This window comes from Devosia sp. FKR38 (assembly GCF_005222805.1).
In the GTDB taxonomy this organism is placed as follows: domain Bacteria; phylum Pseudomonadota; class Alphaproteobacteria; order Rhizobiales; family Devosiaceae; genus Devosia.
In genome coordinates, this window is sequence record NZ_STGC01000005.1 from 1,683,686 (window position 1) to 1,707,306 (window position 23,621).

Annotated in this window: 31 protein-coding genes and 1 tRNA gene; 17 read left to right on the forward strand and 15 right to left on the reverse strand. The window is 63.0% G+C overall.

What is annotated here, in order from left to right:
* The first annotated feature begins 113 nt into the window (after nt 1–113).
* Together E8M79_RS13085 and E8M79_RS13090 are read left to right on the forward strand one after the other, a co-directional pair.
* Nucleotides 114–878, forward strand: a complete 765-nt coding sequence (locus tag E8M79_RS13085) for a glucose 1-dehydrogenase (protein WP_137152324.1) — start codon at nt 114–116, stop codon at nt 876–878.
* A 3-nt stretch (nt 879–881) separates the two neighbouring features.
* Nucleotides 882–1,424, forward strand: a complete 543-nt coding sequence (locus tag E8M79_RS13090) for a gluconokinase (protein ID WP_248304988.1) — start codon at nt 882–884, stop codon at nt 1,422–1,424.
* A 52-nt stretch (nt 1,425–1,476) separates the two neighbouring features.
* Here the strand turns inward: E8M79_RS13090 and E8M79_RS13095 are convergent, their stop codons facing one another.
* The 4 genes from E8M79_RS13095 to E8M79_RS13110 form a co-directional block, all read right to left on the reverse strand.
* Nucleotides 1,477–2,229, reverse strand: a complete 753-nt coding sequence (locus E8M79_RS13095; RefSeq protein WP_137152325.1) for a glucose 1-dehydrogenase — start codon at nt 2,227–2,229, stop codon at nt 1,477–1,479.
* Nucleotides 2,230–2,337: 108 nt separating this feature from the next.
* Nucleotides 2,338–2,811 (reverse strand): CYTH domain-containing protein, encoded by a 474-nt coding sequence (locus E8M79_RS13100; RefSeq protein WP_137152326.1) that lies wholly within the window; start codon nt 2,809–2,811, stop codon nt 2,338–2,340.
* A gap of 2 nt (nt 2,812–2,813) precedes the next feature.
* Nucleotides 2,814–3,350 (reverse strand): methylated-DNA--[protein]-cysteine S-methyltransferase, encoded by a 537-nt coding sequence (locus tag E8M79_RS13105; RefSeq protein ID WP_137152327.1) that lies wholly within the window; start codon nt 3,348–3,350, stop codon nt 2,814–2,816.
* 109 nt (nt 3,351–3,459) lie between these two features.
* Nucleotides 3,460–3,642, reverse strand: coding sequence for a CsbD family protein (locus E8M79_RS13110; RefSeq protein WP_137152328.1), 183 nt, complete (start codon nt 3,640–3,642; stop codon nt 3,460–3,462).
* Between the two features lie 220 nt (nt 3,643–3,862).
* Here E8M79_RS13110 and E8M79_RS13115 point away from each other — a divergent pair, with 220 nt between their 5' ends.
* Entirely contained in the window at nt 3,863–4,534 is a 672-nt protein-coding gene (locus E8M79_RS13115; RefSeq protein ID WP_137152329.1) for an RluA family pseudouridine synthase, read from the forward strand.
* Between the two features lie 6 nt (nt 4,535–4,540).
* On the opposite strand, the gene E8M79_RS13120 is transcribed toward E8M79_RS13115, so the two are convergent.
* The 3 genes from E8M79_RS13120 to E8M79_RS13130 all read right to left on the reverse strand — a co-directional run bounded on the left by E8M79_RS13120 (nt 4,541) and on the right by E8M79_RS13130 (nt 5,310).
* Nucleotides 4,541–4,828, reverse strand: a complete 288-nt coding sequence (locus E8M79_RS13120) for a hypothetical protein (RefSeq protein ID WP_137152330.1) — start codon at nt 4,826–4,828, stop codon at nt 4,541–4,543.
* Nucleotides 4,828–5,208, reverse strand: coding sequence for a RidA family protein (locus E8M79_RS13125; RefSeq protein WP_137152331.1), 381 nt, complete (start codon nt 5,206–5,208; stop codon nt 4,828–4,830). The genes E8M79_RS13120 and E8M79_RS13125 overlap by 1 nt, the downstream gene beginning before the upstream one ends.
* A 16-nt stretch (nt 5,209–5,224) precedes the next feature.
* Nucleotides 5,225–5,310, reverse strand: a tRNA-Leu gene (locus E8M79_RS13130).
* Nucleotides 5,311–5,866: 556 nt separating this feature from the next.
* Between E8M79_RS13130 and E8M79_RS13135 the strand changes: the two genes are divergently transcribed.
* Complete coding sequence (locus E8M79_RS13135) at nt 5,867–6,259, forward strand: hypothetical protein (protein ID WP_137152332.1); 393 nt, start codon at nt 5,867–5,869, stop codon at nt 6,257–6,259.
* 978 nt (nt 6,260–7,237) lie between these two features.
* On the opposite strand, the gene E8M79_RS13145 is transcribed toward E8M79_RS13135, so the two are convergent.
* The 3 genes from E8M79_RS13145 to E8M79_RS13155 all read right to left on the reverse strand — a co-directional run bounded on the left by E8M79_RS13145 (nt 7,238) and on the right by E8M79_RS13155 (nt 9,326).
* On the reverse strand, nt 7,238–7,768 hold the full coding sequence (locus E8M79_RS13145) for a DarT ssDNA thymidine ADP-ribosyltransferase family protein (RefSeq protein ID WP_137152334.1): 531 nt from the start codon (nt 7,766–7,768) through the stop codon (nt 7,238–7,240).
* Nucleotides 7,769–7,937: 169 nt separating this feature from the next.
* On the reverse strand, nt 7,938–8,435 hold the full coding sequence (gpt, locus tag E8M79_RS13150; protein ID WP_137152335.1) for a xanthine phosphoribosyltransferase: 498 nt from the start codon (nt 8,433–8,435) through the stop codon (nt 7,938–7,940).
* 114 nt (nt 8,436–8,549) lie between these two features.
* The gene (locus E8M79_RS13155) at nt 8,550–9,326 is read right to left on the reverse strand and encodes a molybdopterin-binding protein (RefSeq protein WP_137152336.1); all 777 of its coding nucleotides are present in this window, start codon (nt 9,324–9,326) and stop codon (nt 8,550–8,552) included.
* A gap of 126 nt (nt 9,327–9,452) precedes the next feature.
* On the opposite strand from E8M79_RS13155, the gene map reads away from it, so the two are divergent.
* Nucleotides 9,453–10,286, forward strand: coding sequence for a type I methionyl aminopeptidase (gene map / locus E8M79_RS13160; RefSeq protein ID WP_137152337.1), 834 nt, complete (start codon nt 9,453–9,455; stop codon nt 10,284–10,286).
* A complete protein-coding gene (gene radC / locus E8M79_RS13165; RefSeq protein ID WP_137152338.1) occupies nt 10,286–11,017 on the forward strand; it encodes a DNA repair protein RadC in 732 nt (243 codons plus the stop codon). The genes map and radC overlap by 1 nt, the downstream gene beginning before the upstream one ends.
* Nucleotides 11,018–11,020: 3 nt before the next feature.
* Here the strand turns inward: radC and E8M79_RS13170 are convergent, their stop codons facing one another.
* From E8M79_RS13170 to E8M79_RS13180, 3 genes are all read right to left on the reverse strand, one after another.
* Complete coding sequence (locus E8M79_RS13170; protein WP_137152339.1) at nt 11,021–12,268, reverse strand: GNAT family N-acetyltransferase; 1,248 nt, start codon at nt 12,266–12,268, stop codon at nt 11,021–11,023.
* Between the two features lie 107 nt (nt 12,269–12,375).
* A complete protein-coding gene (locus tag E8M79_RS13175) occupies nt 12,376–13,110 on the reverse strand; it encodes a cytochrome c biogenesis protein CcdA (RefSeq protein ID WP_137152340.1) in 735 nt (244 codons plus the stop codon).
* 118 nt (nt 13,111–13,228) lie between these two features.
* Nucleotides 13,229–13,429 carry a hypothetical protein gene (locus tag E8M79_RS13180; protein WP_137152341.1) on the reverse strand — a complete coding sequence of 67 codons (201 nt, stop codon included), beginning with the start codon at nt 13,427–13,429 and terminating at the stop codon, nt 13,229–13,231.
* A gap of 180 nt (nt 13,430–13,609) precedes the next feature.
* Between E8M79_RS13180 and rpe the strand changes: the two genes are divergently transcribed.
* The 6 genes from rpe (at nt 13,610) to E8M79_RS13210 (ending at nt 17,591) form a co-directional block, all read left to right on the forward strand.
* On the forward strand, nt 13,610–14,290 hold the full coding sequence (gene rpe / locus E8M79_RS13185) for a ribulose-phosphate 3-epimerase (protein WP_137152342.1): 681 nt from the start codon (nt 13,610–13,612) through the stop codon (nt 14,288–14,290).
* 30 nt (nt 14,291–14,320) lie between these two features.
* Nucleotides 14,321–15,652, forward strand: coding sequence for an adenylosuccinate lyase (gene purB, locus E8M79_RS13190; protein WP_137152343.1), 1,332 nt, complete (start codon nt 14,321–14,323; stop codon nt 15,650–15,652).
* A 3-nt stretch (nt 15,653–15,655) separates the two neighbouring features.
* Nucleotides 15,656–16,066 (forward strand): GNAT family N-acetyltransferase, encoded by a 411-nt coding sequence (locus E8M79_RS13195; RefSeq protein WP_137152344.1) that lies wholly within the window; start codon nt 15,656–15,658, stop codon nt 16,064–16,066.
* Nucleotides 16,063–16,614, forward strand: a complete 552-nt coding sequence (locus E8M79_RS13200) for an alpha/beta hydrolase (RefSeq protein ID WP_137152345.1) — start codon at nt 16,063–16,065, stop codon at nt 16,612–16,614. Before E8M79_RS13195 ends, E8M79_RS13200 begins: the two co-directional genes overlap by 4 nt.
* The gene (locus tag E8M79_RS13205) at nt 16,614–17,033 is read left to right on the forward strand and encodes a GNAT family N-acetyltransferase (protein WP_137152346.1); all 420 of its coding nucleotides are present in this window, start codon (nt 16,614–16,616) and stop codon (nt 17,031–17,033) included. Before E8M79_RS13200 ends, E8M79_RS13205 begins: the two co-directional genes overlap by 1 nt.
* 252 nt (nt 17,034–17,285) lie before the next feature.
* A complete protein-coding gene (locus E8M79_RS13210) occupies nt 17,286–17,591 on the forward strand; it encodes a DUF1344 domain-containing protein (RefSeq protein ID WP_137152347.1) in 306 nt (101 codons plus the stop codon).
* A 100-nt stretch (nt 17,592–17,691) separates the two neighbouring features.
* On the opposite strand, the gene E8M79_RS13215 is transcribed toward E8M79_RS13210, so the two are convergent.
* Nucleotides 17,692–18,288, reverse strand: a complete 597-nt coding sequence (locus E8M79_RS13215) for a DoxX family protein (RefSeq protein ID WP_137152348.1) — start codon at nt 18,286–18,288, stop codon at nt 17,692–17,694.
* Between the two features lie 179 nt (nt 18,289–18,467).
* On the reverse strand, nt 18,468–18,791 hold the full coding sequence (locus E8M79_RS13220; RefSeq protein ID WP_137152349.1) for a DUF1476 domain-containing protein: 324 nt from the start codon (nt 18,789–18,791) through the stop codon (nt 18,468–18,470).
* 226 nt (nt 18,792–19,017) lie between these two features.
* On the opposite strand from E8M79_RS13220, the gene purC reads away from it, so the two are divergent.
* The 5 genes from purC to E8M79_RS13245 all read left to right on the forward strand — a co-directional run bounded on the left by purC (nt 19,018) and on the right by E8M79_RS13245 (nt 23,601).
* Complete coding sequence (gene purC, locus E8M79_RS13225; protein ID WP_137152350.1) at nt 19,018–19,782, forward strand: phosphoribosylaminoimidazolesuccinocarboxamide synthase; 765 nt, start codon at nt 19,018–19,020, stop codon at nt 19,780–19,782.
* A 19-nt stretch (nt 19,783–19,801) separates the two neighbouring features.
* Nucleotides 19,802–20,044, forward strand: coding sequence for a phosphoribosylformylglycinamidine synthase subunit PurS (gene purS / locus E8M79_RS13230; protein ID WP_137152351.1), 243 nt, complete (start codon nt 19,802–19,804; stop codon nt 20,042–20,044).
* A gap of 242 nt (nt 20,045–20,286) precedes the next feature.
* Nucleotides 20,287–20,769: a GtrA family protein gene (locus E8M79_RS13235; RefSeq protein WP_171015850.1), complete on the forward strand. Its 483-nt coding sequence runs from the start codon at nt 20,287–20,289 to the stop codon at nt 20,767–20,769.
* Nucleotides 20,766–22,250, forward strand: coding sequence for an NAD(P)/FAD-dependent oxidoreductase (locus E8M79_RS13240; protein ID WP_137152353.1), 1,485 nt, complete (start codon nt 20,766–20,768; stop codon nt 22,248–22,250). Before E8M79_RS13235 ends, E8M79_RS13240 begins: the two co-directional genes overlap by 4 nt.
* Nucleotides 22,228–23,601 carry a hypothetical protein gene (locus E8M79_RS13245; RefSeq protein ID WP_137152354.1) on the forward strand — a complete coding sequence of 458 codons (1,374 nt, stop codon included), beginning with the start codon at nt 22,228–22,230 and terminating at the stop codon, nt 23,599–23,601. The genes E8M79_RS13240 and E8M79_RS13245 overlap by 23 nt, the downstream gene beginning before the upstream one ends.
* The last annotated feature ends 20 nt before the right edge of the window (nt 23,602–23,621 follow it).

Genomic DNA, 23,621 nt, shown 5'->3' on the forward strand with positions numbered 1-23,621 from the left:
GCGGACGGAAGCCGCTTTCACGCATTTTTGGCCCAAATTCGCCGTCTTGTATGGTAGTTTTTCTTGCTAGGTCAATCCCGCAGATCCCAGACCCGCCAAATCGGAGACGCCCCATGCCATCCCCCTTCGATCTGACCGGCAAGCGCGCCCTGGTCACCGGCTCCAGCCGCGGCCTGGGCCTGGCCATGGCCCGCGCCCTGGCCGAAGCCGGCGCTGCCGTGGTGCTCAATGCCCGCGACACCGTCGCCCTGGGCGCCGCCGCCAAGGATCTCGCCGAGGCGGGCGCCACTGTCCATGCCGTGGCCTTTGACGTCACCAGCCGCGACAGCATCAACGAGGCCATCACTCATATCGAGGACGAGATCGGCCCCATCGACATCCTGGTCAACAATGCCGGCATGCAGTTCCGTTCGAGCCTTGAGGCCTTCCCGCCCGAAAAATTCGATCAGGTCATCGCCACCAATCTGACCTCGGTGTTCAATGTCAGCCAGCCCGTCGCCCGCTACATGATCGCCCGCGGCGCCGGCCGCATCATCAATATCTGTTCGCTGCTGTCGGACATGTCGCGCCCCTCGGTGGCCCCCTATGCCGCCAGCAAGGCCGCCGTCGCCAATCTCACGCGCGGCATGGCGGTCGACTGGGCCCGCCATGGCCTGAACGTCAACGGCATCGCGCCGGGCTATTTCGCCACCGAGCTCAATGAAGCCCTGCTGAGGGATGACAAGTTCAACGCCTGGATCGAGACGCGCACCCCCATGGGCCGCTGGGGCCAGCCCGAGGAACTGGGCGGCGCCGTGGTCTTTCTCGCTTCGCCCGCCGCTGCCTTCGTCAATGGCCACATCCTTTATGTGGATGGCGCCTTCACCGCCACGGTCTGACCCATGCCGCTATCCCCTGCCCGCATCATCATCGCCATGGGCGTCAGCTCATCCGGCAAATCCACCGTTGGCCAATCCATCGCCCGCCGGCTGCATGTGCCGTTCCTGGATGGCGACGGCTATCACCCGCCCGCCAATGTCGAGAAGATGCGCGCCGGCACGCCGCTGACCGATGAAGACCGCTGGCCCTGGCTCGAAAAACTCGCCCAGGCGCTGCATGAGGCCGCCGAGCGCAAGGGCTCGTCTGTCGGCGCCTGTTCGGCGCTGCGCCGGGTCTATCGCGACTATCTCACCGAAAAGGCCGGCGAGCCGATCCTCTTCGTCTATCTCGATGGCACGCGTGAGGTGATCGGCGAGCGCATGGCGCGGCGACAGCACGAATATATGCCGACGAGCCTGCTCGACAGCCAGTTCGCCACGCTCGAAGTCCCCGATCCGCAGACCGAGAATGTGCTACCCGTGCCGGTTACCGACAGCGTCGAAACCATCACCCGCACCGTGCTCAAATCGCTCGACCATCTGCGCAGCTTCAAGCGCTGGCAGTAGCGACGAAAAAGGCGGCCCGAAGGCCGCCCCAAATGTCTCTGACGCCTCCGGCTTACTGCGCGGTATAGCCGCCATCGACCACGTGATAGGAGCCGGTGATATTGCTTGCCGCGTCCGACAGCAGGAACAGCGTCAGCGCTGCAACCTCGTCGGAGGTGCCCAGCCGACCGATCGGATGCACGGCCTTGAGCCCCTCATGGGCCTCACTGGGCAGCGCCGCCAGGAGCGGCGTTTCGATGAAGCCGGGGCCGACCGCAGTGACGCGAATGCCCTTCTTGGCATAGTCCAGCGCCGCCGCCTTGGTCATGCCGACCACGCCATGCTTGGCCGTGACATAGGCCGGCGCATTGGGGAAGGCGACCGAACCCAGGATGGACGCCATGTTGACGATGGCGCCACCACCGGTCTTGAGCATGGCCGCGATTTCATATTTGAGCGAATAAAAGACGCTGTTGAGATTGACGTCGATGACCTTGTGCCAGTCTTCGAAGGTGTAGTCGCCAATCGGCGCCGCCCTGCCGCCGATGCCGGCATTGTTTACCGCCACATCGAGCTTGCCATAGGTATCGACCGCAAACTGCACGGCCTTTTCCACCTGCTCGATCTTGCCCACGTCGACCGCCACAGCAGCCGCCTGGCCGCCGGCCGCCTTGATGGCCTTGACCACGCCTTCGGCCGCCTCAAGCTTGAGGTCCGCCACCACCACCTTGGCGCCACGCGCCGCGAGCTGGACGGCGATCGCCTCGCCGATGCCCGATGCTGCACCGGTTACAAATGCGACTTTGCCGTCAAAATCCTTGGCCATTTTCGTCTCCTTTGCTTGTCTCCCTTACATGGGAAGCGCAGAGAGCCAATGCCATGGCAAATCTGGAAATTCCGGTAAAATTTTTTTACTTTCTGCCCGCGAACATACTCAAAGCGCGGCGTTCGGCACCCCGTCGCGCGCCAGGCTGGCATTGTTGTAGCGGCTATCGAGGCTCACCTCGGTGCCCACCCAGTCGGGCAGCGTCACGCTCTGGCTCGCGCTGTCCAGCTCCACCTCGGCCAGCACCAGCCCGGCCAGACGCCCCTCGAACACATCGATCTCCCACACCAGCCCGCCATAGGGCACCAGGTGGCGCCGCTTCTCGATCACATGCGGCGCGGCCATGGCCAGCATTTCGCGCGCGTCAGCGATGGGAATGCCGTATTCATATTCCGCCCGCACCAGGCCCTTCACCTGTCCCTTGAGCGTGATGACGGCGCTGGCGTCATCCTTGGTGCGCACCCGCACGGTCGCCTTGGCATTGGAGGACAAATAGCCCTGCCGCAGCAGTGCGCTGCCCGTCACGGCCGCCTGCCAGCTGTCCGACAGCACCAGGAACTTGCGCTCGATCTCGATACCCATGCCTAAAACCCGAACCCCAATTGACCCGCCGGCACACCCGGCTCCACGCCCTCCAGCGCCAGCATGCGCCGCTTGGACTCAGCCCCGCCCGGCGCCGAAAACCCGCCCGCCTTGCCATCGCTGGCCAGCACGCGGTGGCAGGGAATGATCAGCGGCACCGGATTGGCCCCCATGGCTGCGCCCACCGCCCGCGACAGCCCGACATCGCCCAATTGCCGCGCCAGCGCGCCATAGCTGGTGGTGGCGCCCCAGCCGATCTCCAGCAAAAGGGCATAGCAGCGACGGTTGAAGTCCGACACGGCGCCCAGGTCCAGCGGCACATCGGCAAAATCCACTCTTTCGCCCTCGGCATAGTCCTCGATGCGGTCGATCACCGCCGCAATGGCGCGGCTGGGGTCCCCCGGCGCCGCGCCGTCGCGGTTGATGCGGGCAACCAGCGCGTCCGGCGCCAGACCCGGCAATTGCAGCCTGGCGACCCCCGCCTCGGTCCAGCCGATGCCAAATGCGCCCAGTGCCGTGTCAAATATCATGGTTTCCATGGCCCGAGCATAAGTGGCTCCGGCGTGCCGTACCAGCCTGCCATCGGGCAAACAAAAGGGCCGCCCCGAGGGACGGCCCTGTGAATGGGTCGCAGGAGGCCTGCGGCGCTTACTTCTTGAGCGCGTCGCGCACCGCGTCCTTGGCTTCGCCGACCTTCTGCTGGGTCTTGCCCACAGCCTTGTCGACCTTGCCTTCAGCCTGCAGCTTGTTGTTGCCGGTCAGGCCACCGATACCATCCTTGAGAGCGCCTTCAACCTGCTTGGCTACGCCTTTGGCTTCGTCCTTGTGCATGCGAGTCTCCTTTGGTTGTCGTTTTGTCCGCCGGTCGCGCTCCTGCAACGCGAACCGCCACACCAGCCGACCGGGAACCTGACACAGCTGCGCGGAACCGCGCGGCCCTGCCGTTGATCCCAACAGACACGCAGAACACGACCGCAATGAGGCGCGGGCCTCTACAGTCCTGCCGCAGCGCTGTTGCTGAACGCCCGCCGGCTCTGCTAGAGCCATGCCCATGCCCGGTCCCATGCCCACGCTGGCCAATTACCAGCCCCCCCAAGAGCCCTATCTGTCCGTCCTCTTTCAGGACGACGACATTCTGGTGCTCGACAAGCAGAGCGGGCTCCTGAGCGTCCCGGGCAAAGATCCCTCGCTGTGGGATTGCCTGGAATATCGCGCTCGCCAGACCTGGCCGACGGCCGGCATGTGCCATCGGCTCGACAAGGACACCTCGGGCGTACTGGTCATGGCGCTCAACAAGCGCGCCCATGGCCGCATCGGCAGCCAGTTCGAACACCGCCAGACCACCAAATCCTATATCGCCCGCGTCGCCGGCGTCATCGCCGAGGACTCCGGCCTCATCGATCTACCACTGGCCACCGACTGGGAGAACAAGCCGCGCCAGCGCGTCGACTATGAAAATGGCCGCCCCTCGCAGACCGAGTGGACCGTGCTGGAGCGCGAGGCCAATGCCACCCGCGTCCGCCTCCACCCGCTCACCGGCCGCACGCACCAATTAAGGGTTCACATGAAGGCCATCGGCCATGTGATTCTGGGCGATGTGTTTTATGGCGATGCCGAAACGCTGGCCGCCGCCGACCGGCTGCAATTGCACGCCGCCGAACTGGGCTTCACCCACCCCACGACGGGCGCGTTCATGACCTTCGTGGCGCCCACGCCGTTCTGATGGCGCTCAGTCGCTCTCGGGCGGAAAGCTGACTTCGATGCGCTGGAACAGATGCCCCGGCTTCATGGTATCGAGCCATTTTCGAAACGCCGCCACATCCTTGAAACCTGCGCGCCGCGCATCGGCCTCGGTGACATCGGCCGGGTCCATGTCATCAATGGCGCCAATGGCCATCACGCCCAGCTTGGTCTTGAGCGCGCCGCCCGCCTTGACGCTGGGCCGGCTCCAGCGGCGGAACACCAGATCAACCTGTCCGGCCTTGATCTGTTCGAGCAAGTCGAGCTTGAGCAGCATCAGCCGAGCACTCCCTGCGCCGTGATTTCGATGCGCAGCCCCTCGACCAGCAATTGCTTGACCACCACGGTGGCGCGCACCGGATAGGGCTTGGCGGTGAAATACTCGCGATAGACCGCATTCATCCCCGGCGCATCGGCGGCGTCGATGAGAAAGATCTGCAGCATGACCAGGTTCGCCAGCGTGCCGCCGGCCGCGCGGATGGCAATATCGAGATTGTCGAGACACCGCCGCGTCTGGGCCTCGATGCCGCCGTCAACGATTTCGCCACTCACCGGATCCTCGGCAATGGTCACCAGCCACACCTGCTGGCCAGCGCGCACCGCATCGCTGATGGGCGCCGACGACGGCGCAATTCCGGTCTCAATGGCTTCGATCATGGCATGCCTTTCGCTCTGGTGCGGGCGGCGGGACTCGAACCCGCACGGGGATACCCCCTCCGGATTTTAAGTCCGGTGTGTCTACCATTCCACCACGCCCGCAGTGACTTGGCAGGTAGCATGGCCCCGCCCCGGTGCCAACGGCATTGCCAGCGCATGGACAGCAGAACACGCCGCACGGCCCTTGGCGGCGCGGGGACACGGTGACGGGCGGCCATTGGGCAACATGCTCATATATTGAACGACCCAAGAACCGCCCGCCACGCGGTGGTTTTCCCAGGGTCAGGCCCATTGCGCAGCTTCCGTGCGCAGCTACCCACTATGCCTCTGCTGGACAGGCGCCCCCATCCCCCACGTTCCCCACCCAACCCTGCGTTGGGGTCGCGTGCATGGTGGGGATAGGGCGAGTGTGACACGGGATTTGGGAGTGGGGACAAGATGGATTGAGGGACAAAGAGGCATGACTCTACGGCCCTAAACTCTGAGCGGGCATGGCTAGAAATACTCCCCGCATTGCTAGGCCTAACACCGGAATAAGGAAAATCACCTGGCAAATCCGGACAGTTGAAATCTGCAACAACGTGTATAAATTATTCCACTACGGCGCATGGAAGGCCAATATTGGGAAATAATATTCCATCAAATTGATAGAGAATTCATGACAAAGATAATAATCGTCCAAGGCGTAGCAAATACGCAAAAGAGCACATCAATTCGCGCCTTTGCGGCGCGCTACAATTTCAATATTATGCAATCAGGCGATTTCACTGTCGCCAAAACACTTGTAAAATCACCAGCATCTTTTCAAGCGGGAATCGCGACCGGCGGAGATACCGGCCAAATGGTCACCGACAACCTCAAATTTTTCATGCAGAACAACTGCGACCTCATGATCTGCGCATGCCGCACGTATGGAGCAACAGTTCAAGTGCTGCAAAGCCATATATTAGCAAACGGCTGGACGCCTATATGGATCCAAGCCAATAGGCATACAGGAAATATCTCGGCTCATGTTAATTCAATAGTTCAATCAATAGACAACAACATTTAGAACGACTCCACAGATAATAACTTACTGAATAAAAAATGACAAAATAACACTGACATTCAAGAAAATTCTGGTGAAATTTCGATTTTTTGTCAGGCACACACAATTGCGAGCGATGATCTGCGCGCCCTGATCTGCTCCATATAAATCGAATGGCTAAGTCAATACCGCCAAAGTCGGGGCGACGCGGAGTGTAGCCAGAACAACTGGCCCGGCGTGCTCGCTCCATTTGGGATACGCTTGGAGGACTCGATCGTGACTCAAAGCAGCGGCTCCACAGAGCCGAGCGGACTTCAAAGACGTCCGACCGCCTAGTCCAGAGGCGAGAGCACTGAAGCCTAGAGCCCAGCCGCTACTTCAGCTTCGACAAGCTCGTCGAATGATGAGACTGCCAACTCCAAGTACCCACGCGCTGTAAGAGCCACAAAGAGCGCGCACGCCCTGGCTTGGCAATTGATGGACCTCGCCGGGTTGAACTCTATGTCCGTGAACCCCTGATAGCCTGACAACCGTTCCAGCCATTTTCGATGAGGAAACAACGCTCGAATGTACAACCAGTCATAGAACGCAGTTGGCGGAGATAGTGGATATCTTCTGCCATCAAACTCAAATGCTACTAAATTGCCAGACGTTTTCAGTCGACCATCCAGCTTTGCCTCGCGACTAGGTGTCTTATACAAATCAACGTATGGGCCGCCATTCTCAAAAACCTTACTGCCTTGAAAGACGGACTCTACTGTAGAAATTGAATGACCTAAATCGAAGGGGAGGTGAAATGCGCTTAGCCTACGACCCGCTTCCCTAGGGGATTTGCTGGAAGTCTCAAGTAGCGGCGCTATACCTCGACCTGCTGCTGCCTTGTGTAGCTCAACCACGTTCTTTCGTTTCTGGGCAGGCGACATTCCTGCATGCCAAACGAAGTCAACCACCACAGTCTCAACGAAAACATCCCCCGATCTGTGCGGGATAAAGACCGGCCTCTCAGCCATTTAGGTTCTTAATGAACTTGTGGGCGACTTGCACTGGTACGAGCACCTCATATTTTTCCGCGATCTTGAGACGCTCGTAATTCTGTGGCTCTTTCCACTTAAGGCGCCCACCATAGAGAATTTCCCAATCAAGCTTGTTTATAATTTCCGCTGGCGGCAGAGGCTGAGCACCAGATTTATTTGATACTCCATCACAGATGAGAACACCGGGCTCAGCCAGAACAGTGGCGGAGACTTTCAGCCATCGTACATTCTGTATCCGCTTGTCGATTATTTCCGCCTTGTAGGCCATAGGGTGCGAGTTTCTGAAGCAGAGATGGACATATTGATCCATTCCAAACATCGCATCGGCCTCAAGGCTATGATCATTCCCGCCAGGCACAGTTACCAGACCTCGGCGGCGAAGCTCGCTCATCGAAAGCAGACCATGTTGGACAATTGACGAGATGTTTTTCCCGTCAGTGAAGTGACGGAAATGAACGCTGTTCACTTCCATGTACTTGATTATTTCTTCAAGCGTCACTCAGCATCTCCCCCCCGTATCATTCTACGAGAGAGTATGAGGCTGAATGACGGAGCGCTAGTACCTGCAAGACCGAGGGTCTTGATTGAAGGCAGCCGAAGTGTGCCAGGATGTACGTCTGGTACGCTAGCTCTCAATGTTCGAAGTATGTCGGAGCAAACGTATCAGTTCAGTCCGTCCCGCCCGAGATCGGCGCGACATAAGCCACGTCCAGATCCCAGGGGAAGAAGATCCAGGTGTCTTGGCTGACTTCAGTGATGAAGGTGTCGACCATCTCGCGGCCCTTGGGCTTGGCGTAGACCGTGGCAAAATGGGCGCCGGGGAGCATGTCGCGGACGACGCGGGCGGTGGAGCCGGTGTCGACCAGATCGTCCACGATCAGCACCTTGGCGCCATTCTTGGCCAGATCGAGCACGGACGGGCTGATCTCCTTGAGCACCTTGATGCCGCCCTGGTTCTGGTGGTCATAGCTCTTGACCGCCACGGTCTCGACGGTGCGGATATTGAGCTCGCGCGCCACGATGGCGGCGGGGACCAGGCCGCCGCGGGCAATGGCCACCACGGCGTCGAACGGCCCCAGGCTCGCCAGGCGCCAGGCCAGCGCACGGCTGTCGCGATGGAACTGGTCCCAGGTCACCGGGAACGACTTCTGGTTGGGATCGCTCAAAACACTTCTCCTGCACCGGCGCCTGGCGCCCGGTTGAATTTGGAAGGCCGTTGTTTAGCAAAGCGCAGGCGCCACGCCAATTGGCATCACGCATTTTGCTGAGATGGCCTGCGCTCAATAGGCCTCGTCTTCGGACAGTTCGATATTGGCGGCGCGATGGGCCTCGGCAACCATGGCGCGCACCTTGCCGGCGGCTTCCTCAAGCCGCACGGGATCGGCCGAGCGCAGCACCAGCTCGGTCATCACCCGATGCTTGCCCATCTGCGGATAGCTGCCCATCTTGACGTCGGGATAGAGCGCCTGCAGCGCGCCCAAGGGGCCACCGATCGTCCCCTCGCCCACCGCCGCCTTGACGGTGACAGACATGACCTTCTTGCCGCCCTGAAGGGTGGGGGCAATGGCTTCCAGCATGGCGCGCATGATGATCGGCACGCCGGCCATCACATGCACATTGCCGATGCGAAAGCCCGGCGCTGCGCTCACCGAATTGACGATGAGGTCAGCGCCCTCGGGAATGCGGGCCATGCGCAGCCGGGCCTCGTTGACTTCGGTGCCGGTCTCGCGCCAGCGCGCTTCGAGCATGGCGCGGGCTTGCGCATTGATCGGCAGGGCCACGCCAAAGGCCTTCGCCACGGCATCGGCGGTGATGTCATCATGCGTCGGCCCGATGCCGCCTGTGGTGAACACATAGGTGTAGCGTGCCCGCACGGCATTGATGGCGGCAACGATGTCGTCGGTCTCGTCGCTGACCACGCGCACTTCCTTGAGTTCGATGCCGAGGTCCGTGCAGAAATCGGCGGTGGCGCCGATATTGACGTCCTTGGTGCGGCCGGAGAGGATTTCGTCGCCGATCACGATCAGGGCGGCAGTGACGGACGGGGCGCTGGACATGTCGATTTTCCGTGGCTGGAGAGGCCCAGAGACATGCCCCTGTGCGATAAGCGCGTCAAGCACATCGCCTGCCCTTCCAATCGGGCGGCGACCGGCCTATTTTCGCCGGCAGAACTGGAGTGACTGATGATTACCTTTGTCGAGGCCCCTGCCAAAGCGCGCCGCACCGCCGGCGTCATCCCGCTGCATGGCGAGGACGGCTTTGCCGGCATGCGCAAGGCCGGCGCCCTGACAGCCCAGGCGCTCGATATCCTGACCGAATATGTCGAGCCGGGCGTGCCCACCATTACGCTGGACAAAATCGCCTATGAATTTGCCCGCGACCACGGCGCCGTGCCGGCGACGATCTTTTACAAGGGCTTCAAGCATTCGCTGTGCACCTCGATCAACCATGTGGTCTGCCACGGCATTCCCGATGATCGCGCGCTGCGCGAGGGCGATATCGTCAATATCGACCTGACCCTGGTGGTCGATGGCTGGCATGGCGATTCCAGCCGCATGTATCCGGTGGGCGAAATCTCCCGCAAGGCCGAGCGGCTGATCGAGGTGACTTATGCCAGCCTCGCAGCGGGTCTCGCCGCCGCCAAGCCGGGCAATACCACCGGCGACATCGGCGCCGCCATCCAGACCCTGGCCGAGGCCGAGCGCATGAGCGTGGTGCGCGACTTTGTCGGCCATGGCGTGGGCAAGCTCTTCCACGACGAGCCCAATATCCTGCATTTCGGCCGCCCCGGCACCGGCGTGCCGCTCAAGCCCGGCATGATCTTCACCATCGAACCCATGATCAATTTGGGCCGGCCGGATGTGAAAATCCTCTCCGATGGCTGGACCGCGGTCACCCGCGACCGCACGCTCTCGGCACAGTGCGAACACTCCATCGGCATCACCGAGACCGGCTGCGAGATCTTTACTCTCTCCCCGGGCGGCATCTTCAACCCCATGGCACCCCAGGCAGACTGATGGCAGACCGGCCCGACGCGTTCGACGAGGCCGGATTTCTCCCCGCACCCGCTGCGGCCGACGACCATGCCGGCCATCGCAAACGCGTGCGCGACCGCTTCCTCAAGGTCGGCGGCGACGCGCTGGAAGATTATGAACTGCTCGAGCTGGCGCTGCAGCTCATCATCCCGCGCAAGGACACCAAGGCGCTGGCCAAGACGCTGCTGCGCGAATTCGGCTCCTTCTCCGGCGTATTCAACGCCAGCCAGGCGCGGCTGAGCCAGGTCAAGGGCCTGGGCGAAACCACCATCGCCCATCTCAAGGTGATCCAGGCGGTGGCCGCCCGCTTCGGCCGCGACCGCATCGATTCCCAGCAGCCGATCCTGTCGTCCTGGAGCCAGCTGATCGACTATTGCAACAGCCAGATGGCCTATCAGTCCATCGAGCAGTTCCGCATTCTCTTCCTCGACAAGAAGAACCGGCTGATCGCCGACGAGGTGCAGCAGACCGGCACGGTGGACCATACCCCGGTCTATCCGCGCGAGGTGATCCGCCGCACGCTCGAGCTCTCGGCCACGGCGCTGATCCTGGTGCACAATCACCCTTCGGGTGACCCTGCCCCCTCCTCGGCCGATGTGCGCATGACCAAGGAAATCGCCGACGTAGCCAAGCCGCTGGGCATAACCCTGCATGACCACATCATCATCGGCAAATCCGGGCACACCTCGCTGCGCGCCCTCAAGCTGATCTGAGGCTTAGTCTTCGCTCGGCGCCGGCGCGGCAGCAGCGGCGCCGCGGCGGGTCAACCGGTCGATCAGCTGGCGCGTCGCACGGATGGCCGATTTGAGCTGCGGATTGGCTTTAATGCGCGCCCGCGTGCGCTGGAAGGCCTGGTGCGCCGCCACGATCAGCTGTCCCTGCGGGGTCAGGCCGACATAGTGCTGGCGCAGCGGCAGCTGCTCATTGCACCAGTGGCGCTTCTCGTCGGTATAGCCGCTGCCCATGTCGAACACGGTGATGCCTTCGTCAAACACGGTCTGCATCACCCGCAGCAGGCATTGCTTGCCGGGCGAACCATTCTGGATGGCCGGATCATCGCTCATCGAGGAGATCAGGCAGAACATCCGGTCGCCATGCACGATATTGTAGCGCACCGCAACAATGGCGCCGTTGAGCCGCAGCACATGCAGGCGCACATCGGCGCCCGAGCCGGCCCGCGCCAGATCCTGGTAGAAGCCGATCAACCCGTCGAGCACAAAGGTGTCGCGGATGCCCATGGCCTTGAAGCGCGCCGAGCGCTGCATGAACATGGTGGCAATGGCTGCCTCGGTGTCGCCGCCGGTGCGGATTTCCGCGAAGCTGACGTCACCCATGGCGGAGAGCCGGTCGCCCTGCTGCCGGTCATGCTTGCGGCGCGACTTGTTGCGCTGCAGCCGGTCACAGTCTTCCCAGCTGGCATAATGCGAGCGATAGAGCGTTTCCACCGCCAGCGTGGTGCCCAATTCGTCAAACAGGCCCTGATGGCCGCCCACTTCGGTGGGAATGGAGCGCAGATAGACCACGTCGCCGCCGCTCAGCGCGCCGGTCATGGCGCTCCACAGCGCCCGGCGACCGTCCGGCCCCAGCGCGATCAGGCGCTCATAGTCGGCCACCGGCGCATAGCAGCCCGCATGGGCGCCGGGAAACCAGGTGAAGATCGGCAAGCCATAGACGCGCTTGCGATGCAGCGGCAGCAGGGCCACCGGCACATTGTCGACCAGGCCCACCACATAGCGCTGCTGGCTATTGGGCACCTTGCGGTCCCGCACCCAGGCGGCAATGAAATCATAGCTTTGGCCAGGCGATTCGATGGTGCCGGCGGTCAGGCGCCGCCACACGGCCTCGACATCCTCGATGCGCTCGCTGACCTCAACCACCACGCCCGTGCCCACGGCAGACGCGGCCGCCAAGGCCACGGCATCCCGGGTATCGTCGGGCGATTTCTGGTTCAGTGCGATCTGCATGCTATCCTCGGTCGCAGGCACTATGACCGCCACCTGTAAACCAGAGCTGAACACGAGAATGTGACGGGTTTTGCTTTGCCCACAAGGGTTAAGCGGGTCTTACCGCCCTAGCCGAAATTGGCCAGAGCCGGAAAGGTCTCGAGGAACCAGTACGATAGGCGGGTGAAATTGCCGGTCAGGAACAGCAGACCCGTGATCACCAGCAGCACGCCCATCACCCGCTCGACAGTGTGCAGATGCTTCTTGAAGCCCTGGAAGAAGGCCAGGAACGGGCCGATGGCAATGCCGGCCAGAAAGAACGGTACGCCCAGCCCGAGGGAATAAAGGCCCAACAGGCCCGCGCCCTCCCAGGCCGTGCCTTTGCTGGCCGCCACCGACAGCACCGCCGCCAGCACCGGCCCGATGCAGGGCGTCCAGCCGATGGCAAAGGCCAGGCCCAACAGGAACCCACCCAGCGGCCCGCTGGCCATGCCCGGCCCCTGGTGCCGGATCTGCCGGTCGAGCAGGGCAATGCGATAGACGCCGATGAAGTGCAGGCCCATGGCGATGATGAGCAGGCCCGCAATCGGCGTCAGAATCGGCAGCGCCTGGCGGAACGCCTGGCCAAAGGCGGTCGCCGTCGCGCCCAGCGCCACGAACACCACGGTAAAGCCGAGGATGAAGAACAGCGAGGTGAAGGCGACGCGGCGCTGCAGCGCGCCAGCCGTGGTGCCCTCGTCGCGCAGCTGGTCAAAGCTCGCCCCGCTCATATAGGTGAGATAGGGCGGCACCAAAGGCAGCACGCAGGGACTGAGAAAGCTCAGCACGCCCGCGCCGAACACCAATGGCAGTGAGAATTCCAAACCCGTGCGCTCCAATTGCCGGGCTGTTCTAGCGCACAATGGCGCCAAAGCAATGCGGCCGAACGCCTATCGCAGACTTGTGAGGGCAGGTCCGCGGTCCGGCGGGCCGATTCGCCGATCAGCTGCGCGCTGAGGCCCCGGCGACATCGCGCACGCGGCTCCAGCCCTTCTGGCACCAGCCGGCGAGCTGGGTCAGCGCGCCTGGCGCCGGGTCCTGGTAGCGAGCCATCATGCGCTCGGCAACCGCATAGCCCTCGCGCACGATCTCGCGAATGAAACGCCGCTCTTCGAGTGTCACGCCGATCGATGGAACACGCATGCCAATCCCCGCCAATGGTTGACGAAGTGTTAACGCATCCTGTCGCTGATGTCCCGCATCACCGCCCCCTATGGTTTACGCCGGCGGGGAACACGACCAATGGCGCGGCCAACTGCCCTTGCCCTCATGCCCCGTCCCGCCCTATAGCAGCCATACCCCTCCCGGCTGAGGTGCCAGTCCATGACGTCCCGTCCCATCCGCATTGCCCCCTCGATCCTCTCGGCCGACTTTTCGCGCCTGGGCGCCGAGGTCGACGCCATCGTCCAGGGCGGCGCCGACTATATCCATGTCGACATCATGGACGGCCATTTCGTGCCCAACATCACCTTTGGCGCCCAGGTCATGGCCTCGGTGCGCAAGCTGACCACCCTGCCCTTTGACGTGCACCTGATGATCGCCCCGGCCGATCCCTATATCCCCGGCTTTGCCAAGGCGGGCGCCGACATCATCACCGTGCATGCCGAAGCCGGCCCGCATCTGCATCGCTCGCTCCAGCTCATCAAGGCCGAGGGCAAGAAGGCCGGCGTCGCCATCAATCCGGCCACGCCCGTCTCGGTGCTCGAACACGTCATCGCCGATGTCGATCTGGTGCTGGTCATGTCGGTCAATCCCGGCTTTGGCGGCCAGAGCTTCATTCCCGAGAGTCTCAATAAGCTGCGCCAGGCCCATGCGCTGATCGGCAACCGCCCCATCGACCTCGAAGTCGATGGCGGCATCACGCCCGACAATGCCCGCGCCGTCGCCGATGCCGGCGCCAATGTCTTTGTTGCCGGCTCGTCCGTCTATGGCGGCAATGATCCGACCACCTATGCCCCGCGCATCGCCGCCATCCGCGCCGCCGCCACCAGCCGCACCGCCTAAGCCCCCTTCTGAACCGGAAAGCCTGACCCCATGATCCCGCGCTACTCCCGCCCCGAAATGGTCTCCATCTGGTCGGCCGAGACAAGGTTCGCCATCTGGTTCGAGATCGAGGCGCATGCCACCACCAAGCTGGCCGAGCTGGGCGTGGTGCCCAAGGAGTCAGCCCAGAACATCTGGGACGTCATGAATGCCAGGAAGGCCGAGTATGGCGACTATGGCTTTGACGTCGCCCGCATCGACGAGATCGAGCGCACCACCAAGCATGACGTCATCGCCTTCCTGACGCACCTGAGCGAAATCGTCGGCCCCGACGCCCGCTTCGTGCACCAGGGCATGACCAGTTCGGATATTCTGGACACCACCCTCTCGGTGCAGCTCGCCCGCGCCGCGGACCTGCTGATCGCCGATTGCGATGCCCTGCTGGCAGCGCTCAAGCGCCGCGCCTATGAGCACAAGGACACCATCACCATCGGTCGCAGCCACGGCATCCATGCCGAGCCGACCACCTTTGGCGTCAAGCTGGCCGAGGCCTATGCCGAGTTCAGCCGCAACCGCGCGCGCCTTGTCGCCGCCCGGGCCGAAATCGCCACCGCCGCCATCTCGGGCGCCATTGGCTCGTTCGCCAATATCGACCCGCAGGTCGAGGAATATGTCGCCGAAAAGCTGGGCCTGAGCATCGAGCCGGTCTCCACCCAGGTGATTCCGCGCGACCGCCACGCCATGTTCTTTGCCACGCTGGGCGTTGTCGCCAGCTCCATCGAACGCGTTGCCATCGAGATCCGCCATCTGCAGCGCACCGAAGTGCTCGAAGCCGAGGAATTCTTCTCCCCCGGCCAGAAGGGGTCTTCGGCCATGCCGCACAAGCGCAACCCCGTGCTGACCGAAAACCTCACCGGCCTTGCCCGCCTGGTGCGCGGCATGGTGACCCCGGCGCTGGAAAACGTCGCCCTCTGGCATGAGCGCGACATCTCGCACTCCTCGGTCGAGCGCATGATCGGGCCCGACGCCACCGTCACCCTCGATTTCGCCCTCGCCCGCCTCACCGGCGTCATCGACAAGCTGGTGGTCTATCCCGAGAACATGCGCCGGAATCTCGACCTGCTCGGCGGCCTGCACAATTCCCAGCGCGTACTGCTGGCCCTCACCCAGGCCGGCTATTCCCGCGAGGACAGCTATGCCGCCGTGCAGCGCAACGCCATGAAGGTCTGGGCCATGCAGGGCGACCGCGCCGGCCAGTTCGCCAAGAACCTTAAAGAAGACCCGCAAGTGACTCTGAGCGATGCGCAAATCGACGACATGTTCGATGACGCCTATCACCTCAAGCATGTCGACACCATCTTCCGCCGGGTGTTCGGCGCCTGAAGCATGATCACCTACGCCCGCGAAGACGGCCTGACCGCTGCCGACTACATTGCCTGCGTAGGCGCAACCTCCCTTGGCCAGGGCCGCCCCCTGGCCAATACTGACCGCATCCAGGCCATGCTCGACAATGCCGACCTGGTCGTCACCGCCCGCGACGCGGATGGCAGCCTGCTGGGCCTCTTCCGCGCCGTGACCGACTGGCACTGGGTCTGCTATTGTATCGACCTGGCGGTCGTCGAAGGGCAGCAGGGCAAGCACATCGGCCAGACCCTGCTCGACACGGCCACCGCGCTCTTGGGGCCAAAGGTCAGCATCGTGCTGCTGTCCAAGCCGAACGCCGAGGGCTTTTATCGCCACATTGGCATGGTGGAGCCTATGGCTGCCTTCATGCGTCCAAGGACCGATCGTTCATGAAGCTGGCTGACGCCGATATCCTCATTCTGCCCGGCCTGGGCAATTCCGGCCCCGGCCATTGGCAATTGCGCTGGGCCGAGCGCATGCGCACGGCGGCCATTGTCGAGCAGGCCGAATGGGACGAGCCCGATCCGGACGACTGGACCGACACCATCGTCAAGGCGGTGGAGCTGGCCGAGCGCAACGTGGTGTTGGTGGCCCATTCGCTGGCCTGCATCGCCCTGGTGCAGGCGGCGCCGCGCTTTGACGCCGGCAAGGTCAAGGGCGCGCTGCTGGTGTCCCCGCCCGATATCGAAGGCAATCCAAATGCGCCGGCCGAGGCCAAGGCCTTCGGCACCGTGCCGCGCGAGCCGCTGCCCTTCCCCTCGCTGCTGGTGATCTCGGACACCGACCCCTATTGCGCCCTCGAAAGCGCCGCCGACTTCGCCGGCGCCTGGGGCTCCGACTTCCACCAGGCGGGCGATGCCGGCCATATCAACGTGGCCTCTGGCCATGGGCCCTGGCCCGAGGGCTTGCTGATGTTCACCCGGCTGATGCAGCGGCTGTGATGGACGGTTACACCATTGCGGCGGGCGCACCGGCGCTCGAGGATTACCTGCGCCTGCGCATCGCCGCGGGCCTGAGCCCCAAGACGGTCGAACAGGCCAGCGCCGGCCTGCCCAACACCTGGCATGGCGTGCGCGTGCTGCACGAGGGGCGGGTCATCGGCATGGGCCGCATCATCGGCGACGGTGGCACGGCCTTTCAGATCGTCGATATCGCCCTGGAGCCCGCCCACCACGGCAAGGGCCTGGGCAAGGCCATCATGACCGCGCTGATGGACTACCTCAGCGCCCATGCGCCCGAAGGCGCCTATGTCAGCCTGATCGCCGATGGCGATGCGCGCCACCTCTACGCCAAATATGGCTTTGCCCCGGTGATGCCGGCCTCGATCGGCATGGCCATGCGGGTCAAGCGCCCCACCTGATTCCGGGGGGCCTGCGGCCCCATCTCACCGCCGCCAGATCCCAGCCAAAATGCCGCCGCACAGGCCGCAAATATGGCTGTTTTTCGGTGTCCTGGCTTACATTTAAGTAAGTTGAGATGGCGCTGCCCCGGGTCTAATCCTCTCCTGGCTGGTTTGGAAACGCCGGCAGGACACATGGGACCTGCGACGCGACGGAGCCTGAAAACCAGCACCAGACGGGCACTCTGCCCTTTCGTCTAATGGACTCTCATCATGCGCAAACTTGTTGCATCCGCTCTCGTCACTCTTCTGGTTGCTGCCCCCGTCGGCGCCTTCGCGGCTTCGGCGACTCCCGCCCCTGCTGCCAAGCCGGCCGCCACCGCGTCGGCCCAGATGACGGACTCCGGCGTGGTCAAGGCGTTCGACGCCAAGGCCCTCACGCTGACCCTGGCCGATGGCAAGAGCTACACCCTGCCCGCCACCTTCAAGGACCCGGGCATCAAGGTGGGTGCCAAGGTCACCGTGCACTGGCAGCAGAACGGCGCCAAGCTCGACGCCACCAGCGTCACCCTGGGCTAACCCCCAGCAAAAAGGGAGCCGGCGCCTCGCGCCGACTCCCGTCTCGGTTCTTGCGGCCATCGCCGCGCGGCGCGGCCGATTGGCCGGACCATCTCTGCGGCTAGAGTTCCCAGCCGAGCCGGCGGTCGACCGACCACGCACCGCCACCAAAGGCCGCAAAGAGCCCCACCGCACCCGTCCAGAACAGCGAGGCAAAGATCGCCTTGTCCTGCACCTGGGCCAGAAAGCCGGTGCCGCCATCGGCCAGCCGGCGCAGCGCATCGGCCGTAAAATACTGCGCGCCCTCGGGCGAGGCCAGCAGCGCCATCCCCGCCTCGGTCAAAAAGCTCGGGCCATAGGGGTGGGTGTAGTGGAACCACAGGGTGACGGCCAGCATCACCACATTGGCCAAGGCCCATGGGCGGGTCAAAAGGCCCGCCATGATGCACAGCCCGCCCACCAGATTGACCACAGCCAGAGCCGGCGACCAGAACCAGCCGGGATAGAAATGCAGGCTCTCGACGAACCCGGCCATGGCCATGGGATTGCCCATTTTAACCCAGCCCTCATAGGCCAGCACGGCCCCGACAGCCAGGCGCAAGGCGACCCAGGCAAAGGGCTCGGCAAAGCGGTCATAAAAAGTGCCCAGCACCGGAATGCCCAGCCGGGTCGGCGACTTGGCGGGATTGGCAGAATTGTGTTCGGTCATGATGGTCATGATAGGCCTCCTTGAGAGGCCCCCATTCTGCACGCCCGCACGGCCAGAACTTTGCGCTAGGTCAAATGTCTGGGAATAAACAAAATAATCCAGACCCTTGGCGCAGCCGCAGGGTCGGGCAGAAACAAAAAAAGGGAGCAGGCCATGCCTGCTCCCTCAACTCTTGCGCTTTGGGGGGCTCAGCCCTCTTTGGCGATCTGCTCATTGGCCACCACGGCCAGCTGCGCCATCTTGGTGCGAATCACATCGTCGCCAATGCTCAGGCCCTTGGCCTTGAGGTCGCCCGACACCTTGCGGAACACGTCCTCGTCGCCGGCTTCCTCGAAATCGGCCGCCACCACTTCGGCGGCATAGGCCTTGGCCTCGTCGCCCGACAGACTCATCAGCTCGGCCGCCCAGATGCCCAGCAGCTTGTTGCGGCGGGCTTCTGCCTTGAAGCGGGTCTCAGCGTCGAAGGCGAACTTGGCCTCTTGCCCCTTCTGGCGATCTTCAAACTGGCTCATGCAACTCTCCCGCTTGGCTCTCGCGGCCGCCTGTGCGGCCCTAATGCATCGACATAGGCGGTTCAGTTGGCCAAATCAACGGGCTCCCGCAGCATGCGACCTTATGCACGGGCCTGCCCGTCCTGCGCCGATGATCCCCAGAGCAAATGCGAAACCGCTTGCCTTTTTGCATGGTTCTGGCGCATGAAGCGGCCAAATTCCCCACCCCCAACGTTCCGGATTTGCAATGAACCGTCGACGCAAAATCTACGAGGGCAAGGCCAAGATCTTGTTCGAAGGTCCTGAGCCCGGCACTCTGGTTCAGTATTTCAAGGACGACACCACCGCCGGCGACGGCGCGCGTCATGAAATCATCGACGGCAAGGGCGTGCTGAACAACCGGATTTCCGAATTCGTGTTCACCAAGCTGAACGGCCTGGGCATCCCGACTCACTTTATTCGCCGCATCAACATGCGCGAGCAGCTGATCAAGGAAGTCGAGATCATCCCGCTCGAGATCATCGTGCGCAATTTTGCTGCCGGCTCGCTGGTCAAGCGCCTGGGCCTCGAGCCCGGCACCCAGCTGCCCCGCTCGATCATCGAATTCTGCTACAAGGATGATGCGCTGCATGATCCCATGGTCAGCGAAGAGCACATCACCGCCTTTGGCTGGGCCACCCCGGCTGAGCTCGACGACATCATGAGCCTGGCCATCCGCGTCAATGATTTCCTCACGGGCCTCTTCATGGGCGTGGGCATCCAGCTGGTCGACTTCAAGATCGAATGCGGGCGCCTCTATGAGGGCGACCTGATGCGCATCGTGCTGGCCGACGAGATCAGCCCCGACAGCTGCCGTCTGTGGGACGTCAAGACCCGCAACAAGATGGACAAGGACCGCTTCCGCGAAAACCTCGGCGGCCTGATCGAAAACTACCGCGAAGTCGCCCAGCGCCTGGGCATTCTGGTGGAAACCGAAAATGCGCTGACCACCGGTCCGCGTCTCGTTCAGTAGTCTTTCGGAGCAGATGTCCATGAAAGCCCGTGTCACCGTGACCCTCAAGGCCGGCGTTCTCGACCCCCAGGGCCAGGCGATCGAAGGATCGCTGCGCGGCCTGGGCTTTCCCGGCGTGCAATCGGTGCGCCAGGGCAAGGTGTTTGACCTGGTGCTGGACGGCAATGATGTTGCCGCCGCCCGCGCCCAGCTGACTGCCATGTGCGACAAGCTGCTGGCCAATACCGTGATCGAAAACTACGCGATCGAAATCTCAAATTAACGCTTAAATGCGACAACTCACGACGCGCCAAGACGTGGTGCTGGATCCCCTGACGATGCTTAAAATCATTTCTCTGTCTGTGATGTTCATCGCTTCGCTCGGCCTGCTGTTCGCGGCCTATGCCTCGGTCCCGGTCTGACGCGCAAGCGCGCGATTGCATTCAAAAAAACGCTGTACCGCCAGCGGAATGATCCTTTGTTAACTTCGATTGGCTAGCGTCCAACCATCTTGAGTTCAGGTTGGTGCTGGCTTTGTCTGTGGTCGCATTCGGACGTTACCTGGTGTCGGCCGGCGCAGCCACCGTGGTGGATGTGGGGCTGGTCCAGCTGCTGCTTGCCATCAGCCTGGCCAGCAACCCGCTCGCCTACGCCGGCATCATCGTGCTGGGCGCCTTGGCCGGCATGGCCGTCAACTTTCTGCTCTCCCGCCGATTCGTCTTTGCTGCCGACAGCCGCGCCGCCCATCGCCAGCTGCTGAGCTTCGTGCTGGTCTCTCTGAGCACGCTGCTGCTGCGCCTGGTCCTGGCCTTTGCGCTGATTCAGCTCTTCGCCCTGCCCCTCTTCGGCTGGCTCAGCAATCTCCCCATCGACGCCGCCCCCGAGCGCTTCGCCCATCTGGGCGCCGTGGTCGTGGTGACCCTCTATTCGTTTTTCGCGCACAAGCACGTCTCCTTTGCCGGCGGCGTCAGGGCGCTTCTTTCCAGCAAGGCAGTTGTGCGCCCATGAATGTCCAGACCCTGATCATCGGTGCCGGCCCGGCCGGCCTCACCACGGCCTATGAACTGACCAAGGCCGGCCGGTCCGTGGCCATCGTCGAGCGCGACCCGGTCTATGTGGGCGGCATTTCCCGCACGGTGAACTACAAGGGCTATCGCTTCGACATCGGCGGCCACCGCTTCTTCTCCAAGAGCGCCGAGGTCGAGGCCTGGTGGACCGAGATCATGGGCGACGAACTGCTGGTCCGCCCGCGGTCGAGCCGCATCTATTACAATGGCAAGCTGTTCGACTATCCGCTGCGCGCCGCCGATGCGCTGACCAAGCTGGGGCCGGTCGAGGCGCTGCGCTGTGTGCTGTCCTATGGCTGGGCCCGCATCCGCCCCTATCAGAACGTCGTCAGCTTCGAGCAATGGGTGGTCAACAAGTTCGGCCGGCGCCTGTTCGAGATCTTCTTCAAGACCTATACCGAGAAGGTCTGGGGCATGGATTGCGCTGATATTTCAGCCGATTGGGCCGCACAGCGCATCAAGGGGCTCGATCTCTATACCGCCATCATCCAGAGCCTGGGCCTGGGCAAGACGCCGGCCGAGGGCGAAGGCGTCATCAAAACGCTGATCAACAGCTTCCGCTACCCCCGCCTCGGCCCCGGCCTGATGTGGGAACGCGCCCGCGACAAGATCCTCGCCCAGGGCGGTCAGGTGATGATGGGCTCGTCCATCACTGCCATCAGCCAGCATGCCGAAACCGGCAAATGGGTGGCCATTGTCACTGACGCAGAGGGCAAGGAAACCAAGGTCACCGCCGACCATCTGGTCTCGACCGCCGCCATCAATGAACTGGTGCGCATGCTGGGCGTCGATGACGAACCGGCCGTGGCCGCCGCCAGCGCCGGTCTGCGCTATCGCGATTTCCTCATCGTCGGGCTGATCCTGCGCGGCAAGGAGAGCTTTGACGACAACTGGATCTATATCCACGACCCCAGCGTCAAAGTTGGCCGCATCCAGAACTTCAAGTCCTGGTCGCCCGATATGGTGCCCGATCCGGACACCGCCTGCTATGGCATGGAATATTTCTGCAATGCCGGTGACGAAACCTGGGACATGAGCGATGCGGACCTGATCGCCCGCGCCAAGCGCGAGATCGGCCAGCTCGGCCTCGCCAGCCCCGAGGACATTGTCGATGGCGCGGTGGTGCGCCAGCCCAAGGCCTATCCGGTCTATGACGACACCTACAAGATCAATGTCGACACCATCACCGAAGGCCTCGAATCGCGCTTCACCAATTTGCATCTGGCCGGCCGCAACGGCATGCACAAATATAACAATCAGGACCATGCCATGATGACCGGCATGCTGACGGCCCGCAATATTATGGCCGGGCGCAAGGCCTTTGACGTCTGGGGTGTCAACGAGGACGCCGACTACCACGAGGGCGGGGCGGCGGGTGCGGACAAGATCGAGGAACGCCTTGTCCCCCGTCGCATCGCCTGAGGCCAGCCCTGCGGCGACGCCAGCCAGGATCAGCATCCCGGACCGCATCCTCACCATCGTGGTGGTGCTGGCCTATATCGTCCTGCAGATTGCCCTGGCGGTCGCCCATGACCCCTGGCGCGACGAGGCCCAGGCCTGGCTCTGGGCGCAGTCATTGGCTACGCCCATGGAATTCTTCGCCATTCCCGGTGAGGGGCATCCCCCGCTCTGGTACTGGCTGCTGCGCGGGCTTTCGCTGGTCACCGACTTCAACCACGCCCGCTATTTCTCAACGCTTGTTGCCATCGGCAATGCCATTCTGCTCGCCCGCCTGCTCCGTGGCGAACTGCTGCTGCTGATCGTGCTGCTGTTCTCCCATGTTGTGGCGCAATCCTGGGGCCACAACTTCCGTCCCTATGGCCTGGTGCTCACCGCCGTGCTGGGAGCCATGCTGCTGCAGCGCCAAGGTCGCCCGATAGCGGCCACATGGGTGATGGCATTGTCCTGCGGACTGCACTTCTTTGCCGGCTTCCTGTTCGGCTTCTGGCTGCTCCACCAGCTCCATCGCGGCACGCGGCTCAGTGCCCTTGTGGGTCCGGCCCTCCTCGGCATGCTGTTTGGCGTCAGTGCCCTCGTCTCGGGCATGGGTAATCCTGAAGGCGTCCCCGCAAGCACCGGCGTGTTCAAGTTGATCGCCTACAACCTGGCCTGGCCCATGACCTGGCCAGATTTGCGCCTCTGGCCCGCCGCCGTGCTGACGGTCGCCCTGCTCTGCTACGGCCTGTGGCGCGACAAGTTTACCCTGATTTCCCTGCTCGCTCTCACCACCGTTTTCGCCGTCGGCTCCGCCGTGGTCTATGGCCAATCGCCCTGGCATTCGGCGTTCATGATGATGCTGGCCGTCATGGCTTTCCTCTTCGCAGGGCCTGCCGCCCGACGCTGGGTGCTGGTGGTCTTGCTGTTGCCCCAAGTGGTGGCCGGCACTGTCGTGTCCGCCGTTCGGCTAGGCGATCCGATCTGGAGCAAGCCCGACCTCTACGCAGTGATCGCCGCCGATGCCGGGCCGAGCTTTGACCCATCCCGCCAGCTCATCGCCTGGCAGGATTTCAACCTGTCCACGGCAGCCGCCATCCATGGCATCACATACATCAGCGGTAACAATGGCGAGCGTCTCGGCCCCGTCGACTGGCGCAGGCGCACCGAGTATGCCGTCGATCCGGTGCTGACCACCACGCCCAGGCCCTATTGGCTGGTGTGCGGCAAGTGCGCGCGTGCCCTGTCGGTGATCATGACTGCCGGGCTCCACCCCTCCCGGCTGGCCAGCACTGTCATTGCCGATGACGGCCCCCTCTCCGCCTATCGGATCGACTGATCCAAACCGCAGCCCCCCAT

Bases quoted from the DNA above. Each gene is read 5' to 3' on its own strand.
- purS (WP_137152351.1), top strand. From the start codon at position 19,802: ATGAAAGCCCGTGTCACCGTGACCCTCAAGGCCGGCGTTCTCGACCCC.
- E8M79_RS13210 (WP_137152347.1), top strand. From the start codon at position 17,286: ATGCGCAAACTTGTTGCATCCGCTCTCGTCACTCTTCTGGTTGCTGCC.
- E8M79_RS13240 (WP_137152353.1), top strand. From the start codon at position 20,766: ATGAATGTCCAGACCCTGATCATCGGTGCCGGCCCGGCCGGCCTCACC.
- E8M79_RS13215 (WP_137152348.1), bottom strand. From the start codon at position 18,288: ATGACCATCATGACCGAACACAATTCTGCCAATCCCGCCAAGTCGCCG.
- E8M79_RS13100 (WP_137152326.1), bottom strand. From the start codon at position 2,811: ATGGGTATCGAGATCGAGCGCAAGTTCCTGGTGCTGTCGGACAGCTGG.
- E8M79_RS13105 (WP_137152327.1), bottom strand. From the start codon at position 3,350: ATGGAAACCATGATATTTGACACGGCACTGGGCGCATTTGGCATCGGC.
- E8M79_RS13115 (WP_137152329.1), top strand. From the start codon at position 3,863: ATGCCCGGTCCCATGCCCACGCTGGCCAATTACCAGCCCCCCCAAGAG.
- E8M79_RS13090 (WP_248304988.1), top strand. From the start codon at position 882: ATGCCGCTATCCCCTGCCCGCATCATCATCGCCATGGGCGTCAGCTCA.
- E8M79_RS13085 (WP_137152324.1), top strand. From the start codon at position 114: ATGCCATCCCCCTTCGATCTGACCGGCAAGCGCGCCCTGGTCACCGGC.
- E8M79_RS13200 (WP_137152345.1), top strand. From the start codon at position 16,063: ATGAAGCTGGCTGACGCCGATATCCTCATTCTGCCCGGCCTGGGCAAT.
- radC (WP_137152338.1), top strand. From the start codon at position 10,286: ATGGCAGACCGGCCCGACGCGTTCGACGAGGCCGGATTTCTCCCCGCA.
- E8M79_RS13155 (WP_137152336.1), bottom strand. From the start codon at position 9,326: ATGTCCAGCGCCCCGTCCGTCACTGCCGCCCTGATCGTGATCGGCGAC.
- purB (WP_137152343.1), top strand. From the start codon at position 14,321: ATGATCCCGCGCTACTCCCGCCCCGAAATGGTCTCCATCTGGTCGGCC.
- E8M79_RS13110 (WP_137152328.1), bottom strand. From the start codon at position 3,642: ATGCACAAGGACGAAGCCAAAGGCGTAGCCAAGCAGGTTGAAGGCGCT.
- E8M79_RS13125 (WP_137152331.1), bottom strand. From the start codon at position 5,208: ATGATCGAAGCCATTGAGACCGGAATTGCGCCGTCGTCGGCGCCCATC.
- purC (WP_137152350.1), top strand. From the start codon at position 19,018: ATGAACCGTCGACGCAAAATCTACGAGGGCAAGGCCAAGATCTTGTTC.
- E8M79_RS13120 (WP_137152330.1), bottom strand. From the start codon at position 4,828: ATGCTGCTCAAGCTCGACTTGCTCGAACAGATCAAGGCCGGACAGGTT.
- rpe (WP_137152342.1), top strand. From the start codon at position 13,610: ATGACGTCCCGTCCCATCCGCATTGCCCCCTCGATCCTCTCGGCCGAC.
- E8M79_RS13220 (WP_137152349.1), bottom strand. From the start codon at position 18,791: ATGAGCCAGTTTGAAGATCGCCAGAAGGGGCAAGAGGCCAAGTTCGCC.
- map (WP_137152337.1), top strand. From the start codon at position 9,453: ATGATTACCTTTGTCGAGGCCCCTGCCAAAGCGCGCCGCACCGCCGGC.
- E8M79_RS13205 (WP_137152346.1), top strand. From the start codon at position 16,614: ATGGACGGTTACACCATTGCGGCGGGCGCACCGGCGCTCGAGGATTAC.
- E8M79_RS13195 (WP_137152344.1), top strand. From the start codon at position 15,656: ATGATCACCTACGCCCGCGAAGACGGCCTGACCGCTGCCGACTACATT.
- E8M79_RS13135 (WP_137152332.1), top strand. From the start codon at position 5,867: ATGACAAAGATAATAATCGTCCAAGGCGTAGCAAATACGCAAAAGAGC.
- E8M79_RS13180 (WP_137152341.1), bottom strand. From the start codon at position 13,429: ATGCGTGTTCCATCGATCGGCGTGACACTCGAAGAGCGGCGTTTCATT.
- E8M79_RS13095 (WP_137152325.1), bottom strand. From the start codon at position 2,229: ATGGCCAAGGATTTTGACGGCAAAGTCGCATTTGTAACCGGTGCAGCA.
- E8M79_RS13170 (WP_137152339.1), bottom strand. From the start codon at position 12,268: ATGCAGATCGCACTGAACCAGAAATCGCCCGACGATACCCGGGATGCC.